The sequence below is a fragment of the Marinospirillum perlucidum genome, assembly GCF_003336805.1.
Lineage (GTDB): Bacteria > Pseudomonadota > Gammaproteobacteria > Pseudomonadales > Halomonadaceae > Marinospirillum > Marinospirillum perlucidum.
The window spans coordinates 20615-35347 of the sequence record NZ_QFWJ01000013.1 but is presented as its reverse complement, the minus strand read 5'-3'; the positions used below and the strand labels follow the sequence as shown (position 1 = coordinate 35347).

18 protein-coding genes and 4 tRNA genes are annotated in these 14733 nt (G+C 53.1%); 13 read left to right on the top strand and 9 right to left on the bottom strand.

Going from position 1 to position 14733, the window contains the following annotated elements:
• The first annotated feature begins 2 nt into the window (after positions 1-2).
• The 7 genes from pgsA to DFK18_RS13570 all read left to right on the top strand — a co-directional run bounded on the left by pgsA (position 3) and on the right by DFK18_RS13570 (position 2599).
• On the top strand, positions 3-563 hold the full coding sequence (gene pgsA / locus DFK18_RS13600) for a CDP-diacylglycerol--glycerol-3-phosphate 3-phosphatidyltransferase (protein WP_114418818.1): 561 nt from the start codon (positions 3-5) through the stop codon (positions 561-563).
• 90 nt (positions 564-653) lie between these two features.
• Positions 654-728 (top strand) — tRNA-Gly (locus tag DFK18_RS13595).
• A gap of 11 nt (positions 729-739) precedes the next feature.
• Positions 740-813 (top strand) — tRNA-Cys (locus tag DFK18_RS13590).
• Positions 814-856: 43 nt separating this feature from the next.
• Positions 857-943: transfer RNA gene (locus tag DFK18_RS13585), tRNA-Leu, on the top strand.
• 275 nt (positions 944-1218) lie between these two features.
• Positions 1219-1725 carry a hypothetical protein gene (locus DFK18_RS13580; RefSeq protein WP_114418817.1) on the top strand — a complete coding sequence of 169 codons (507 nt, stop codon included), beginning with the start codon at positions 1219-1221 and terminating at the stop codon, positions 1723-1725.
• Positions 1722-2114, top strand: a complete 393-nt coding sequence (locus DFK18_RS13575) for a DUF1828 domain-containing protein (protein WP_114418816.1) — start codon at positions 1722-1724, stop codon at positions 2112-2114. The genes DFK18_RS13580 and DFK18_RS13575 overlap by 4 nt, the downstream gene beginning before the upstream one ends.
• 53 nt (positions 2115-2167) lie before the next feature.
• Positions 2168-2599: a LexA family protein gene (locus tag DFK18_RS13570; protein WP_114418815.1), complete on the top strand. Its 432-nt coding sequence runs from the start codon at positions 2168-2170 to the stop codon at positions 2597-2599.
• Here the strand turns inward: DFK18_RS13570 and DFK18_RS13565 are convergent.
• A complete protein-coding gene (locus DFK18_RS13565) occupies positions 2596-3366 on the bottom strand; it encodes an ATP-binding protein (protein ID WP_245944400.1) in 771 nt (256 codons plus the stop codon). The genes DFK18_RS13570 and DFK18_RS13565 overlap by 4 nt on opposite strands.
• A 3-nt stretch (positions 3367-3369) precedes the next feature.
• Positions 3370-4476 (bottom strand): E22 family MetX-like putative esterase, encoded by a 1107-nt coding sequence (locus DFK18_RS13560; protein ID WP_114418814.1) that lies wholly within the window; start codon positions 4474-4476, stop codon positions 3370-3372.
• Positions 4477-4580: 104 nt separating this feature from the next.
• Between DFK18_RS13560 and apbC the strand changes: the two genes are divergently transcribed.
• Entirely contained in the window at positions 4581-5390 is an 810-nt protein-coding gene (apbC, locus tag DFK18_RS13555; protein ID WP_114418813.1) for an iron-sulfur cluster carrier protein ApbC, read from the top strand.
• 57 nt (positions 5391-5447) lie between these two features.
• Here the strand turns inward: apbC and DFK18_RS13550 are convergent.
• The 3 genes from DFK18_RS13550 to DFK18_RS13540 form a co-directional block, all read right to left on the bottom strand.
• Positions 5448-5523 (bottom strand) — tRNA-Ala (locus tag DFK18_RS13550).
• Between the two features lie 51 nt (positions 5524-5574).
• On the bottom strand, positions 5575-5775 hold the full coding sequence (locus tag DFK18_RS13545) for a DUF3185 family protein (RefSeq protein WP_114418812.1): 201 nt from the start codon (positions 5773-5775) through the stop codon (positions 5575-5577).
• The gene (locus DFK18_RS13540) at positions 5772-7025 is read right to left on the bottom strand and encodes a YihY family inner membrane protein (RefSeq protein ID WP_114418811.1); all 1254 of its coding nucleotides are present in this window, start codon (positions 7023-7025) and stop codon (positions 5772-5774) included. Before DFK18_RS13540 ends, DFK18_RS13545 begins: the two co-directional genes overlap by 4 nt.
• A 76-nt stretch (positions 7026-7101) precedes the next feature.
• Here DFK18_RS13540 and arsC point away from each other — a divergent pair, with 76 nt between their 5' ends.
• The 3 genes from arsC to DFK18_RS13525 are packed head-to-tail and all read left to right on the top strand — an operon-like array spanning position 7102 to position 8514.
• Positions 7102-7449, top strand: a complete 348-nt coding sequence (gene arsC, locus DFK18_RS13535) for an arsenate reductase (glutaredoxin) (RefSeq protein ID WP_114418810.1) — start codon at positions 7102-7104, stop codon at positions 7447-7449.
• Between the two features lie 14 nt (positions 7450-7463).
• Entirely contained in the window at positions 7464-8063 is a 600-nt protein-coding gene (gene wrbA, locus DFK18_RS13530) for an NAD(P)H:quinone oxidoreductase (protein ID WP_114418809.1), read from the top strand.
• Between the two features lie 49 nt (positions 8064-8112).
• Positions 8113-8514 carry a DUF2069 domain-containing protein gene (locus DFK18_RS13525; RefSeq protein WP_245944399.1) on the top strand — a complete coding sequence of 134 codons (402 nt, stop codon included), beginning with the start codon at positions 8113-8115 and terminating at the stop codon, positions 8512-8514.
• On the opposite strand, the gene DFK18_RS13520 is transcribed toward DFK18_RS13525, so the two are convergent.
• From DFK18_RS13520 to DFK18_RS13505, 4 genes are all read right to left on the bottom strand, one after another.
• Positions 8511-9665 (bottom strand): carboxylate-amine ligase, encoded by a 1155-nt coding sequence (locus DFK18_RS13520; protein ID WP_114418808.1) that lies wholly within the window; start codon positions 9663-9665, stop codon positions 8511-8513. The genes DFK18_RS13525 and DFK18_RS13520 overlap by 4 nt on opposite strands.
• Positions 9666-9779: 114 nt before the next feature.
• A complete protein-coding gene (locus DFK18_RS13515) occupies positions 9780-10706 on the bottom strand; it encodes a GGDEF domain-containing protein (protein ID WP_114418807.1) in 927 nt (308 codons plus the stop codon).
• A 117-nt stretch (positions 10707-10823) separates the two neighbouring features.
• Positions 10824-11519 carry a DnaA regulatory inactivator Hda gene (gene hda, locus DFK18_RS13510; RefSeq protein WP_114418806.1) on the bottom strand — a complete coding sequence of 232 codons (696 nt, stop codon included), beginning with the start codon at positions 11517-11519 and terminating at the stop codon, positions 10824-10826.
• A gap of 8 nt (positions 11520-11527) precedes the next feature.
• Positions 11528-12778 carry a DUF2066 domain-containing protein gene (locus tag DFK18_RS13505; RefSeq protein WP_162299788.1) on the bottom strand — a complete coding sequence of 417 codons (1251 nt, stop codon included), beginning with the start codon at positions 12776-12778 and terminating at the stop codon, positions 11528-11530.
• A 158-nt stretch (positions 12779-12936) separates the two neighbouring features.
• Between DFK18_RS13505 and purM the strand changes: the two genes are divergently transcribed.
• Both purM and purN read left to right on the top strand, forming a co-directional pair.
• The gene (gene purM, locus DFK18_RS13500; RefSeq protein WP_114418804.1) at positions 12937-13995 is read left to right on the top strand and encodes a phosphoribosylformylglycinamidine cyclo-ligase; all 1059 of its coding nucleotides are present in this window, start codon (positions 12937-12939) and stop codon (positions 13993-13995) included.
• On the top strand, positions 13992-14669 hold the full coding sequence (gene purN, locus DFK18_RS13495) for a phosphoribosylglycinamide formyltransferase (RefSeq protein WP_218563965.1): 678 nt from the start codon (positions 13992-13994) through the stop codon (positions 14667-14669). The genes purM and purN overlap by 4 nt, the downstream gene beginning before the upstream one ends.
• Positions 14670-14733: the final 64 nt, after the last annotated feature.

The following is a 14733-nucleotide window of genomic DNA, read 5'->3' as shown; positions in this document are numbered from 1 at the left end:
TAATGAACTTTCCTACCTTTCTGACTCTGCTGCGAATCCTGGTTATTCCTCTCCTCGTGGTCATCTATTATCTGCCTCTGGAAAGCAAATACTGGATTTGTGCTCTTCTCTTCGGGGCTGCAGCCTTGACCGACTGGTTGGATGGCTACCTGGCCCGCCGCTGGAACCAGATGACACCCTTTGGTGCATTTCTTGACCCGGTCGCAGACAAACTCATGGTTGCTGTTGCCCTGGGCGTGCTGATTGAAGCCCATTCCAGCTGGCTGATGACTTTTCCCGCCCTGGTGATTATCGGTCGGGAAATTGTGATTTCCGCCCTGCGTGAATGGATGGCTGAAGTCGGTGAAAGTGCCAGCGTGGCTGTCAGCTGGATCGGCAAGGTCAAAACCACCTTCCAGATGGTCTCCATCTTCCTGCTGCTGATCGGGCCTCCAGGCGAGCTACTGTCCTGGTTGGGACTCGGGCTCCTCTACCTGGCCGCGATTCTGACTCTTTGGTCCATGTATCTCTATTTGCAGGCAGCTCGGCCTCATCTACTGCCTAAAGAAGAGAAGCAAGCCTAAGTTATTGCCTGCAAAGTAAAAAAACTTAAAATGAATCTGGAAAAAGCATTGACACCCAAAAAAATCTCCCTATAATGTGCCTCCAGTTGCGCGGGAATAGCTCAGTGGTAGAGCACAACCTTGCCAAGGTTGGGGTCGCGAGTTCGAATCTCGTTTCCCGCTCCAAGCAACTAAAAGGCTGGGTGGCAGAGTGGTTATGCAGCGGATTGCAAATCCGTGGACGCCGGTTCGATTCCGACCCCAGCCTCCATTTTTCTCTTCGAAAAATGTTCCCCCCTTATTTGCCCAGATCAGCCCGGGTGGTGGAATTGGTAGACACAAGGGATTTAAAATCCCTCGGCCTTATGGCTGTGCCGGTTCAAGTCCGGCTCCGGGCACCAAGAATCTCAATGTCTTATCCCCTTTTAGAAAATCTCCAGTTACCCTGATCATTGCCAAGTGTCCACCGCGAGTGGATTTAGTTTTTTTGCAGACTCTAAATGACCTAGCGCTTAATGGGCATAACGGGTGCTCTTTTGCATTGATAAATGCTCCTGTTGCATGGGATACAGCCGATTTTTAATCATCGGCTGGCAAGGTCATATTGCGGCTGCTCCGGGTCTTTGAGAAGATAGCCCACCTGTTTTTGAACCCTGGGCCACTGAGGAGTCACCTCTTGCCAAGCGCTACCCCTCCTTTAACGCTGGATGCAGCGGAAGCTTTGATTTATGAAGCCAAGACCTGGGATGAAGCCGTCCCCGAGTTGGCATGGAAAAAGCTTTCCACCAAGGGGTTTCCAGAAGCCTATTACAGCTATAACCGGCTGCACCCGGAAGATGAGCATTCTCATGAGCTGGCTGTTGAATGCTATTACAAGCCCTCCATTCTCCAGGGACTGCCTGCGGCCTTGAGTCTGTCCCTCACTTATAACCACCAGCGCCTGCTGGGTGTAGATAGCGGTATGGCGGGCTCGCATTTGAATAAATCGCTACACCTGCCTGAAGACGAGCGTCTGGTAGGCCACCCCCACTTGCATCGCCCCGCCCCGGGAATGCTGAAGGATTTTGCCGAGGCGCTGCCAGCCAGTGAGCTGGCCGATCTCTGGGAGGATTTCCTGTTGCTGGCCAATTTACTCGAAGCACCGGAACTGGATTTACCCGCAGCTGGAGACCGCTTGCTATGAATCTGGACGAGCTGCCAATCAGTTTCGGATTTCAGTCCCACCCGATCAGTGAAGACCTGATTTACCTGGAAACAACCATGTCCCTGGCTTTTGACGGGCGTTGCCTGGGCTTTTATCTGGAAGACCTGGGTCGTGAGCGTTACCGGCTTTCAGACAATGCCGAGACCCTCTTCATGGCGCTCAGCCAAGGCTACCAGCCTGCCAGCAAAGACCATAAGGAGATGCAGACCCTGGTTGAGAAGCAACAATTATTGCTCTCCGAGCAGGGTGAAATCTATCAGGTGACCGCGGCCGGGGAGCTCTCCTTTTATCTGGCCCGAATGCTGGAAACTCAATTTGCTCTCAGCCATTACTGCCTGCAAAAAATGCCCTGGAAGCTGGAATACTGATATTTATACAGCTAAAATAGCTGGATCAATTCTAGTTTTCTGCCGAGGTGGTCATGGATATTGAGGAAATGTTTGCAGCTGGTGTTGCCGACACGCCCAGGGCTGCAGCGCCAAGTAGAAATGCCAGTGGATTTCCCAGTCCGGCACAGGATTTTTCTGGCCAGGCCCTGTCCCTGGATCGCCATCTGGTGCGTCGCCCTTCTGCCACCTATTTTTGTCGGGTCAGTGGTGATGCCATGCAAGGAGCAGGCATTCATGATGGTGACCTGCTGGTGGTGGATTCTTCCTTGAACCCTCGTCATGAGCAGGTAGTCGTTGCCCTGCTTTTTGGAGAATTGGTGGTTCGTCGCCTGCATAAAGTAGCCCAGGCAGCCTGGTTGCTGGCAGAAAACCCCGGCCAGAGCTATCAGCCAGTGGAAATCACTGATCTGGATACTAGCCAGATCTTCTGGGGCGTGGTTACCTGGGTGTTGCACCAGCCCTAGATGCGACTGTTGTAAAATTGCAGAGCAGTACGCCCACTGTAGGAGGCTCGCATCCGGGCAAACAGGGTGGCATCAGCCCTCAACTGATCACGATCTCCCTGAAAATCGGGAAAATAGCTATCCACTAGAGTCAGGTAGTGATCCAGATCGCCTTGATAAAAGGAAAGACTGAGGCCAAAACGATCGGCCAGAGAGATTTTTTCTTCCACGGCATCACCGGGATGCAGTTCACCGCCAACGCCAACCTGAACACCGGCATTGTCCTGATGGCTTTCCGGGAGAAGATGGCGACGATTGCTGGTGGCATAGACCCGGATATTGGCCGGTGGTGTTTCCAGCGAGCCTTCCAGCAGGGTTTTAAGCGCTTTGTAGCCAGAATCGCCTGACTCAAAGCTGAGATCATCACAAAAAATCAGAAAGTGATAAGGCAGCTCTTCCAACTGGTCACTGATTTCCGGTAGCCAGTCCAGGCTCTCACGCGGAATTTCCAGAGCACGCAGGCCTTGGGCATGATATTCCTTGAGCAGGCTTTTAATCAGGCTGCTTTTGCCGGTGCCCCGACTCCCCCAAAGCAGCGCATGATTGCAGGGCTGATCAGCGAGAAAACGACGGGTATTTTCCAGTAGCTGCTGTTTCTGGCGCTCGATACCCAGAAGTCGATCGAGTGGCAAGGCTTGCATTTGATAGAGCGGCTTTAAATACTCACCTCGGGTCCGCCAGACGCCCCCATAGGCTTTTTGCCAATCAATTTCTTTTACTTTCAGCAAGTTTTATTCCTCCAGAAAGCGGCGCAGTGTTTCAGCCTGAGTGGAAATGCTGTAGATACCATCCAGGTGCCCCCAGGAGCCCTGGATTTCCTGATACTGACTGCTTTTACCCTGGACCAGCAATTGCTGGTGAACTTTTAACGCCAGGCGCGGTGGCAGCAGCTGATCCGCAGTTGCCGGTAGAAAGAGGCACTTGGCCTGGATTTTCTCCAGGCCTGCGTCCAGGGTCTTGCCCTGCCCCGCCAAAAAAGTCTGGTTGGCCCTGACCAGATAGAGAAGATGATTGCCGTCAGCCAGCTTGGCTCTTTCCAGGCAGTCTGCGCGAAAGCGCTGGATCATCCGGTAGTCTTCACGGATGGAGTCCAGCGGCCCTGGCTCCAGAGGATGATGCTGAAAAAAAGTCCGGTTAATTAACTCCGGGCTTAATGCCTGGTGATTAATCTGCATCAGGGTCTGCAGAACACCCTGCAAGGGAGGCTCGGCCTCATAGTAGTCCCCCTGGTTCCAGTTGGGATCAGCCAGAATGGGTTCAGCCCATTGCTGCAGTCCCATACACGTCCAGGCATCGGCTTCACCCATTCCGATGACAGAAACCATGCGCTCAACCCGGCCAGGAAAGTCAACCGCCCACTGCAATGCCTGTAAGGACCCCATGGAAGGCCCGATCACTGCATGCAGCTTGTCGATACCCAAGGAATCCAGCAGGGCTTTCTGGGCAGCTACGAAATCGGCAATCGTTACTACAGGAAAATCCAGACCCCAGAGTTTACCCGTATCGGGATTGATGGAGGCCGGACCCGTAGTAATCACCTGAGGATTAAAGGGCTCTTGATTCACCAGGGTGTCACAGCTGAAGATAAAAAAACGGTCGGTATCCAGGGGCTTGCCCGGACCGATCAGATGATCCCAGTAGCCGGGCAGTTTATCTTCTTCACTGTAATAACCGGCTGCATGACTGGACCCGGAAAAATAGTGGGTCACCAGAATGGCGTTATCTCGACGTTCATTCAACTGGCCCCAGGATTCCCAGCCGAATTTGACTTCAGGAAGCGTCTTGCCGGTGAAGGTGGTGAAGTCCTCTACAACAAATTGTTTTTTCTCGACCCGCATGGCTGAATTTCCTTGCTCGCAGCAGGTCTCACCTGCAGGTGCTTTGCCAGAAGAAATGATCAAAGCTAAGATGAGTCTTTCAATTCCAAAGCAGGAGAAACCAAGTGACTGAAGGCGTTAAGCATATTATCGCTGTAGCTTCAGGTAAAGGTGGCGTCGGTAAAAGCACGGTCACGGCCAATCTGGCACTGGCCATGGCTGCGCAAGGCAAGCGAGTCGGTGTGCTGGATGCCGATATTTATGGTCCCAGTCAGGCCCAGATGTTTGCCGTCGGCGATGACCAGCAACCTGCTTCAGACGATGGAAAAACCTTTGATCCTCTGGAAACCAAGGGAATTCAGTTGATGTCCATGGCCTTTCTGGTGGATCAGAAAACGCCCATGATCTGGCGTGGCCCCATGGCCTCGGGTGCTTTCCAGCAGCTGCTGAATCAAACCCGCTGGAAGGATCTGGACTATCTGTTTATCGATATGCCACCGGGAACCGGCGATATCCAGCTGACCCTGGCCCAGAAAGTAGCGGTTGACGGTGCCGTGATCGTGACCACCCCCCAGGATATCGCGCTTCTGGATGCCAAACGCGGCATCGAGATGTTTCGCCAGGTCAAAGTGCCGGTACTGGGAGTCATCGAGAACATGAGCCTGCATACCTGCTCCAACTGTGGTCACAGCGAGCCGGTTTTTGGTGAAGGCGGTGGTGATCGTATTGCCAAAGAATATGCTACTCAGCTCTTGGGGCAACTGCCTTTGTCTCTGGCGATCAGGGAGCAGGTAGATCAGGGGCACCCCAGTGTTGAGGCTGATCCTGAAGGTCAGGTGGCTCGCATCTTTGCCGAGGTGGCCGGAAAGATACAGGAACAGATGGCCGATAAGGATCAGGATGCATCCGGCCCGGAAATCTCTTTCAGTGATTAAAAGCTAAACAAGACACAAGGAGGTGTCGCAGCAAAAAATAGAAGGAAAAGAAAGAATTGGTGGAGCTAAGCGGGATCGAACCGCTGACCTCTTGCATGCCATGCAAGCGCTCTCCCAGCTGAGCTATAGCCCCACGTCTCTGAGGAGGCTTGCATTATAGAGCCTCCTCTCGAGGTGTCAAGCCTCAGCCGCGAAATTTTACTAGGCCATAGCCCCCTAGCACCAAAGCCACGGCTCCGGTAACGTAATATTGCCAAACCTGATCCGGGGTTTCCCCGGTGATGCCTTGAATCAGTTGGCTATCAACCCGCTGATGCAGATCATACCCCCAATACAACAGCAGGGCTCCAATCAGTATCAGGGCAACACTTAGAAAACGTTTCATTTTGAATCCTCTTGAGTTTCCAGAAAATGGCTAACCGGCTTAGAAAAAACTTGGCGCTGCTGAGCTTCAACCTCTTGTTGTGCCAGGGTTAAATCCTTCAGTTCCAATAGCTGCTCAGGCCAAAAAGCCAGAGGAGGCAAGCGCCAGGGCAGTTGTTCCAGCCAATCGGCAAAGCTGATTCTTGAAAAATCCCGTCCCGGTAACCAGACCTCCCGCTCGACATCAAAAACAATCCAGTGATGCGACTGCAACCACTGCAATCTTTCCTGCCAGAGACTGGCATTCTGACTACCCGCCAGACTCCTCAGGCGGTTTTCATCAACGCCTTCTGCCTGGGCAAAGGCCTGCCAGAGTACTTGTAGTACTCGCAGGAGCTGTAACCCCGGTTCAAGGGTTTCAATCTGGGATTCCTCTTCAGGTAGGCCCTGCATAGCCACCCATTCAGCACAAAGAAGTATTAACAGCCAGGACACATACATCCACAGCAGGAAGAGAGGGAAGGCTGCAAAAGCGCCATAAACCAGCTCATAGCTGGGAAAACTGGTGACAAACCAGGAAAAACCAGCCTTGGCTATTTCAAATAACAGGGCCATGGCCAAACCACCCGACGCGGCATGGCGAAAGCGAACGTGACAATGAGGAACAGCCCAGTACAAGAGAGTAAAAGCCAGAGTACTGAAGATAAACGGCAGGTAGTTCCATAAAAGTGCACCGCCACCGATGGGGTCAGCAACTTTTTCCAGCAGGGGCAGAGAAGTGAGATAAGAACTCAGCACCAGACCCGCGCCCAGTAATAAGGGGCCGAGGGTCAGAACGGTCCAGTAGATCAAGAATGCCTGAAGGCCACGACGGGGCTTTTCCACCCGCCAGATGGCATTAAAGGCCTTTTCGATATTAATGATCATCAAGGTGGCGGTAATGATCAGAAAAATAACACCGACCAGCGTTAATTGTCGGGCTTGCTGGGCAAAATCACCCATATAATCTTTCACTACCTGGCCCGTAGCTGGCACAAAATGATCAAACAGCATGCCCTGTAACTGCTCCCCTACCCCGCGAAAAACCGGCAAAGCTGCCAGCATGGAATAGGTCACAGTCAGCAGGGGGACAACAGCAAAAAGCGAAGTGTAGGTTAGCGCGGCAGCATTGCGTGGACAGTCATCTTTCAAAAAGCGCTGGAATACATCCACAATTACCCGGGCAAAGGCAAAAGACTGCAGTGTTTGGAAAAGACGAGCAATTCTTTGCATGGGCAAGGTTCCTTACAAGCAGGCAGGCAGTTAGAATAACTGCAGTTTATCACCGACCCCAGAAAGGCACCAATTCATGACTCCAGTTCTTCTACATAATCCCCGCTGCTCCAAATCTCGTCAGGCTCTGGCCCTGTTGGAAGAAAAACAGGTGGATTTCGAACTACGCAAGTATCTGGATCAACCCTTGAGTACCCAGGAGCTTCAACAACTCCTGGCGAAGCTGGGCATGACGGCACGCGAATTAATGCGAAAAGGCGAAGCTGTTTACAAGGAAGAGCAACTGAACAACCCCGAGCTATCGGAAGACGCACTGATCCAGGCCATGGCCGAGCATCCTAAGCTCATGGAAAGACCCGTGCTAATCACCGACGATAAAGCTGTCGTCGGTCGCCCGCCCGAGCAGATTCTGGACATCATCTAAAAAAGGATACGCCCATGGCTTTGCCCTATGTTCTGGTTCTTTACTATTCACGCAACGGTAGCCTTGCCCGGATGGCCAAGGAAATGGCTAAAGGCGTAGAAGAGGTAGCCGGCATTGAAGCCCGCTTGAGACGAGTGCCTGCGGTTTCCACTGTTTGTGAAGCAACAGAACCGGCTGTTCCTGCGGAAGGCAGTATCTATGCCACTGAAGAGGATCTGCGTCACTGTGCCGGTCTCTTGCTGGGGAGCCCAACCCGCTTTGGCAATATGGCTGCGCCCATGAAGTATTTTCTGGATTCCACCAGCAGCATCTGGATTTCCGGTGATCTGATCGACAAGCCTGCAGGCACCTTTACGTCAACATCCAGCCTGCACGGCGGCCAGGAGACCACCCTTTTAACCATGGCCTTGCCTCTGCTGCACCATGGCATGGTTTGGGCAGGCTTGCCCTATTCCAACGCAGAATTAACCACGACCCAGGATGGCGGTACTCCTTACGGAGCCAGTCATCTGGCTGGAACGGATAGCCAGCGAGAGCTAAGCGAAACGGAAATCCGACTCTGCCGAGCTCAGGGTGAACGCCTCGCACGCCTGGCATTAAAACTTCAGGCCTGAGGGCCACTTCCTGACCATTAGATCGAATCAATATCAATAAGGCCGAACCTTGAAACCAGCAAAACCCCTGCCCCGTCGTGAATTGGAAAAGAAGCTACTGATCAGCAGACTGGTTACACTCAGCAGTTATTTTGGGCTCCTGGCTGTACTCCTGCTCGGGCTGGTGGTTAACCCGCCACCGGAAGGTGCTCGTATGGCGGTGATTCTAGCCGTTGTCTGGCTGCCTCTTCTGGTCTTCCTGCCTTCAATCCTGCTCAAGCAGCCTCGCCCTCATGCCTGGCTGTGCTTTATCAGCCTTCTTTACTTCATGCAGGGGGTCACCTCAGCCTTTTTACCCGAGAAAGCCGGACTGGGATTTGCCCAGGCCCTGCTCTCCCTGCTCCTTTTTACCGCAGCCATGCTCTATGGGCGCTGGCGCAGCATGCAGCTACGAGGCGCTGTACTGGATTAATCGGCCTGGGTCATATCCAGAAGCAGACTGACCACTTCAAGCCATGCCTGGTCTTCACTGCGCCCTGAACGCAGAGCCCGGGCATGAGCGCCTATCTGAAGATGAGCGCTGGTGCCGCGATTGAGGATTTTGGCACAGGTTTCCAGTTCCTCCAGACAGCCCAGAGCCTTGGCATCATCCCTCAGCATCTCCAGCAACTCCGTCAGCAGCTGTTTGTAGGGACGGATTTCTCCGGTTCCCAGGTCTACGAGGCCGGAATCCGTGCCATAACACTGGGCCCGCCAGCGGTTTTCATTGATCAGCATCCTGGCATAACTCCGCCAGCGTTGATTCTTCTGGCGCAGACGGTAGAGATACCGCAACAGACAGCGATAAAGAGCGGCGATGGAAACAGAATCATCCACCCGGGTACAGGCATCGGCAACGCGCATTTCCAAGGCCTCATCACGGCTTGAAGGGCGTAAATCCCACCAGAGGCTGGAGATGTCCTCAATCAGGCCTGATTTCACCAAAACATTGGTGTGAGCTTCAAAGTCGGCCCAGGAGTCAAACAGATCCGGTAAGCCGGTGCGGGGTAGCTCGGAAAAAGCACTGATGCGATAGCTTTTTAGACCGGTATTGGCACCCAACCAGAAGGGTGAACTGGTGGAGAGTGCCAGAATATGGGGGACAAAATAAGAAACCTGGTTCATCAGGTCGATCCGTAGATCCGGATCTTCGACCATTACCTTAACCTGCATACCACAGGTCAACAGGCGACGAGAAAGATCCCGCAACTCCATCACCATGCCATGCTGCTGGCCATCATGTGTTTGTCTCTGGCGGTGCCAGTCCGCAAAGGGATGGGTGCCGGCGGCCATGGGTGCCAGGCCAAAATCGGCAGCCAAGGCAGCCAATTGGCGTCTGAGTTGCCAGGCTTCTTTGCGCAAACTGACCAGATCTTCATGAAAACGGGTTGCGGTTCTGATTTGTGCGCCTAAAAATTCGGGGCGAACTCTTTCACCCAACTCGCTTCTTAAACGGGCGACCAGCTCGGGCGGCTGTTCAACGATGACATCAAGGGTTTCCAGGTCAACCAGCAGAAATTCTTCTTGAATCGCAGTGGCAAAGGAGGGGGTAGAGGTGGCTTGAATAACCTGGCTATGAAACATGATGACTCCGTAGGAATTGAAGTCTCTATTTTATAGCCTACACAGGTTATTCCAACTGCAAAGCGTTGCTACTTAGGTCGTGATTGAACGGTCATTTTGTCGCAGCAAGGTGTTTTAGGGGAGCTGGAGGCTAACCAAGCCCAGACGGTGGACCTCATGCGCCACTTCAGGATTCTTGAGCTCACGCATCTTGCTGATGACCTTATCGAGCAGTAATTCTGGCTCACCTGGTTCCGGAAGCTCGGCAACCGCTGCGCTGGAATGGATGCGAAGCGTGGGGAATTCGGCATATTTAACCTTGCCCAGAGCACGGCTGATTTTTTCAGCCAGTACCAAGCCATCCTGCTGACCCTTGTTAGGCAGGAGAATGCACAGCTTGCGGCCGCTGAAACGGGCGCAGATATCATCGGTTCCGGCACAGTGGTGCAGAAGGCTGCCCATGTTCTTGAGCACCCGATCTCCAATACTCTGACCAAACTGCTCGTTGATTTCGTGCAGATTCTTCATATCCACAGCTACCAACGTCAAGCGCAGGCCATTGGGGCCGACTTGATCCAGGAGTTCACGGAAGATTTGCAGGAAGGCATCCCGCTGATACAGGTGGGTTGTCTTGTCCTGACGGGATTCGATCTGGGCATCAGCCAGCAGATTGTGAACCTGGTCAGTAACCGCAACCCGTTCAGCAATATCACGGCCATTAGCCACCACATAGGAACGACCTTCATACTCGAGGAGTTGCAGGCGAAATTCAAAGTCGTGATCCGAGCCGAGATTACGACGAACAGGTGTAACCAGGGTCATCCCCTCGCCCTGTTCAACGAATTGCAGGTTTTCCAGCAGGCCTTCCAGTTCACCGTCAGTTAATTCCGGCAGAAAGGTGAAAGGTCCGGCATTCATCAGCTCATCAGGTGTATGACCCAGCCAGTTGGCACCATGATCATTAATGAAAAGCAGACTGCGATCCTGAGGGTCCAGTACCAGTACCAGATCCAATGAATGCTGCAAGATATGAGCAATTTCTTTTTCAGAAATCTTAGCCAAGATGCTTTCCTTCTGCTGCTTGATTATTCGGTGCCCAGGCTAACCTTTGAACCCTCTCAATTTATAGTTCAACTGAAGCTGATAAGCAAGGGTCTACCGCTGGTGCACGGCTTCAAATTACCACTTTAAAGCCTGGCGCACAAAAGGAATTGTTAATTTCCTCTGCTCTTTCAGGCTGGCTTCATCAAGAACGTCCAAAGTGGCAAAAAGACCACTCAAACGCCGCGGACTACGATGCAAAATATAACGCGCGACTTCATCGGGCATTTGCAGCCCTCTCTTACTGGCTCGCAGTTGCAAGGCAGCCAGCTTGTCATCATCTTCCAGGGTCTGAAGTTGATAGGTCAAGCCCCAGGCCAGACGGGATGCCAGATCCGGCAAGTTTACCGGAAGGTGAGCGGGCGCGGAAGTTGCTGTAATTAACAGCATCTTACCCTGATCGCGCAAGCGGTTATACATATGAAACAGGGCTTCTTCCCAGAGGTCGATACCTGCAACCGCATCGAGATCATCCAGACAAACCAGATCCTGATCCAGCTCGCTGAGTTGATCCGGGTGACCTCCGGCAAGGTCCTGGAGCGCCAAATAAGCAGCTTCACGCCCTTGGCTCTTGGCCAGGTGGTAGCTGGCCTGGAGTAGATGGCTCTTGCCGGAGTCCTGTTTACCCCAGAGAAAGACATAGCGAAATCCCGGCTCGTCCAGCATTTTTGGCAGATGGCTTGCAATAGCCGGATTCTTTCCCAGGTGAAAGTTGGAAAAGTGGGCCGTATCCTGCAGGTTAACGCCCAGAGAAAGCTGTACTGGCGTGACCATAACGAGTCTTAGTCCTGCTGCCACTGGAACCAGGCATCAACCTGGCGAAAAAAGGGTCTTTCCTCTTCTTCAGCAACAACATCCTCTTGTGCTCCTGGTCCTGGGGAAGGATTGCTGCCTTGTCTGCCGGAAAAGTCTTGTGAAGGTCCGGTCTCCTGCAGACTGAAAAAGGAGGTTTCCGTCAGGCGGCCATCCAGGCGCAAATTAGCCTTTAATTGATCCATGCCGCCACGCAGATCAACTGCTATCAGTAACTGATCCTTACTGACCTTGAGCAGATCCACTTGGTCCACAACGGAAAGGCGATTGAGATAGTCCAGCAGCCTGGAGAAATCCTCTACTTCGCGGATATTGGACAGGGCTAGACGATAACGCCCTGCACCCTGATCCGGAGAACTGGCATAACGCTGAGATAAAGACTCGGTGGCAAAATCAACGCCGCTGCGCAAGGCTTCCCCGAGCGTGCGCGCCTGGGATCGCTGACTGACTCGATCCACCCCGGTATGCAGCTGCCAGCTGACCATCCATCGGCCCGAAGCTGGATAAATTCGACCGATGGCCACAGCATCGGGTTGATAGGCCTGGCTGGCCTGCAATACCTCGGGATAAAAGCCGCCCCAAATATCAGACAGCAGCCCCTCGGGCAGTTGGGATGCTGGCTCATCAGGAGTCATCAAGGGTAGGCCCCGCTCCTCTCCCAGCTCTGTTAACAGGTTGGTCAAAGGGCGATTGGTTCTGGGTGTAACCAGATAGCGCCCCTGACGACCTTCCAAAGCAATGAGGAAAAGCGTTTTGGGGCGACTAACGCCCCACACAGGTGCCTGCATCTGCTGGAGGAGGTTCTTGACACTTTCCGGATCAAATTCCAACTGTAAGCGATAGGCCTGAGTTTGCTCTCCGGATTCCAGTTCAATCAATTCGCTGGTTGACTCATAGCTGTACTGGCTCACCCAGCGTTGAGCATTGGATAACTGCTGCCAGAGTGAAAAAGCTTCGTTATCTTCGTAATCCTCGGGCGAATCGGCAAAACCGTCCGGGGGAAATTGCTCCAGAACTCGGCGAGTACCGGAAACCCTGACCAGAAGTTGCTTGAGCAGGTCGCGAGCAGCTTCAGCACGGGTTGAATCGCGGGTGTCCTTGACCAAGGCATCCAGGCTATAGAGGCCATCGATACGGTCGGCATGGAGAGGCTGACCCAATGCAATAAAGATCACTAGCAGCCAGCTTGCAGTCAATAATGGAAACTTGATTAATTTCACCTTGCTCATCCGTTGTTCAGTGCAATTATCTAAATCGGCAACAATTTTACCTCAGACAGGTCGAGTTCGTAGAGCCTGAAGCTTCAGGGTGCTAGAATACGCAAGTTTTTTGGCCTTGCCCATTTTTACTGACCGTTTTTTCTAATGCAGGACATTTCATGAGCCGTAGCAAAACCCCGATCACTTACAAAGATGCCGGTGTCGATATTGATGCCGGAAACGCCTTGGTAGAGCGCATCAAAGGTGTTGCCAAGCGCACCAGTCGCCCTGAAGTTCTGGGTGGACTGGGTGGCTTTGGCGCTCTGTGCCAGCTTCCCAGCGGCTACCGAGAGCCCCTGCTGGTATCCGGTACCGACGGGGTAGGCACCAAGCTCCGCCTGGCCATGGATCTAGGACAACATGACACCATCGGCATCGATCTGGTTGCCATGTGTGTTAATGACCTGATTGTCTGTGGTGCCGAACCCCTTTTCTTTCTCGATTACTATGCCACCGGCAAGCTGAATGTTGATGTGGCTGCTGATGTGGTCACCGGCATCGGTGAAGGCTGCAGTCAGGCTGGCTGTGCCCTGGTAGGCGGTGAAACTGCAGAAATGCCCGGTATGTATGACGGTGACGACTATGATCTGGCCGGCTTTTGTGTCGGTGTCGTGGAAAAATCCGAAGTACTGGACGGTAGCAAGGTTGCCGCTGGCGATGTCCTCCTGGGACTGGCTTCCTCCGGCCCCCACTCCAATGGCTACTCCCTGATTCGCAAGCTGCTTGAAGTCAGCGGTGATTCTTTGGATATGCAGCTGAGTGACGGCAAGAAACTGGGCCAGGCTTTGATGGAGCCCACACGAATTTATGTCAAACCCCTGCTGAAACTGATCAAGGCGGGCGCGGCCATTCACGCCCTCTCGCATATCACCGGTGGCGGTCTTTACGAAAACATCCCCCGAGTTCTGCCGGATGACTGCAAAGCCGACCTGGATCTCACCAATTATCAACGTCCAGCAGTTTTTGACTGGATGCAGGACGTGGGTCAAGTCCCTGAAAAAGAGATGTACCGCACCCTCAACTGCGGTCTGGGCATGGTTCTGGCAGTTGCAGCCGATCAGGCAGCCAGTATCCGCCAATCCCTTGAAGAGGAAGGTGAGACAGTCTTTGAGCTGGGGGTTATCAGCCAGCGCGCTTCCAACGAAGAGGCAGTGGAAATCAAGGGGCTGAAAGAATGATGCATGGCGGTGAACCGGCAGAAGAAAGGCGTGTTGTAGTTCTGATTTCCGGTAACGGCAGCAACCTTCAGGCTTTGATCGATGCTCAGGCAAGTGAAACCGGGCTGGGCGGGCAGATCGCTGCGGTCATTAGTGATCAACCTGATGCCTATGGCCTTGAGCGGGCTCAACAGGCAGGTATTGCCACGGAAGTTCTGCCAGCTTCCAGCTATAAAAACCGGCAGGAGTACGATCAGGCGCTTTTGCGGCTCCTGAACGACTACCAGCCGGACCTGGTGGTACTCGCTGGATTTATGCGCATTCTCTCGCCTGATTTCGTGATTCGTTATCATGGTAAGCTGCTCAATATCCACCCTTCCCTGCTGCCCAAATACAAGGGGTTGCATACCCATCGTCGGGTTTTGGAAGCCGGTGATGGCGAACATGGTGTCAGCATCCATTTTGTAACCGAAGAGCTGGATGGCGGCCCGCTGATTATTCAGGCCAGAGTCCCGGTTGAAGTGGATGACGACGAAACCAGCCTGGCGCGCCGTGTCCAGGTCAAGGAGCATCTGCTCTACCCCATCGTGGTTCGCTGGTTTTTGCAAGGACGTTTACAACTGCAAGGCAACCAGCCTGAACTGGATGGCCAACCGCTGCCTAAATCTGGTGTTTTATACCAGGAAGAAGCCTGAAATCAGATGACTTTTCTGGACAGGCGCTCAGTCGCCTGTCATCATTTCGCGTTTTTAAACTTGC

What these genes read in the sequence shown, in the direction of transcription:
- pgsA (WP_114418818.1), top strand. Translation starts at nt 3, where the DNA reads ATGAACTTTCCTACCTTTCTGACTCTGCTGCGAATCCTGGTTATTCCT.
- DFK18_RS13575 (WP_114418816.1), top strand. Translation starts at nt 1,722, where the DNA reads ATGAATCTGGACGAGCTGCCAATCAGTTTCGGATTTCAGTCCCACCCG.
- DFK18_RS13570 (WP_114418815.1), top strand. Translation starts at nt 2,168, where the DNA reads ATGGATATTGAGGAAATGTTTGCAGCTGGTGTTGCCGACACGCCCAGG.
- DFK18_RS13560 (WP_114418814.1), bottom strand. Translation starts at nt 4,476, where the DNA reads ATGCGGGTCGAGAAAAAACAATTTGTTGTAGAGGACTTCACCACCTTC.
- DFK18_RS13545 (WP_114418812.1), bottom strand. Translation starts at nt 5,775, where the DNA reads ATGAAACGTTTTCTAAGTGTTGCCCTGATACTGATTGGAGCCCTGCTG.
- DFK18_RS13540 (WP_114418811.1), bottom strand. Translation starts at nt 7,025, where the DNA reads ATGCAAAGAATTGCTCGTCTTTTCCAAACACTGCAGTCTTTTGCCTTT.
- arsC (WP_114418810.1), top strand. Translation starts at nt 7,102, where the DNA reads ATGACTCCAGTTCTTCTACATAATCCCCGCTGCTCCAAATCTCGTCAG.
- wrbA (WP_114418809.1), top strand. Translation starts at nt 7,464, where the DNA reads ATGGCTTTGCCCTATGTTCTGGTTCTTTACTATTCACGCAACGGTAGC.
- DFK18_RS13520 (WP_114418808.1), bottom strand. Translation starts at nt 9,665, where the DNA reads ATGTTTCATAGCCAGGTTATTCAAGCCACCTCTACCCCCTCCTTTGCC.
- hda (WP_114418806.1), bottom strand. Translation starts at nt 11,519, where the DNA reads ATGGTCACGCCAGTACAGCTTTCTCTGGGCGTTAACCTGCAGGATACG.
- purM (WP_114418804.1), top strand. Translation starts at nt 12,937, where the DNA reads ATGAGCCGTAGCAAAACCCCGATCACTTACAAAGATGCCGGTGTCGAT.
- purN (WP_218563965.1), top strand. Translation starts at nt 13,992, where the DNA reads ATGATGCATGGCGGTGAACCGGCAGAAGAAAGGCGTGTTGTAGTTCTG.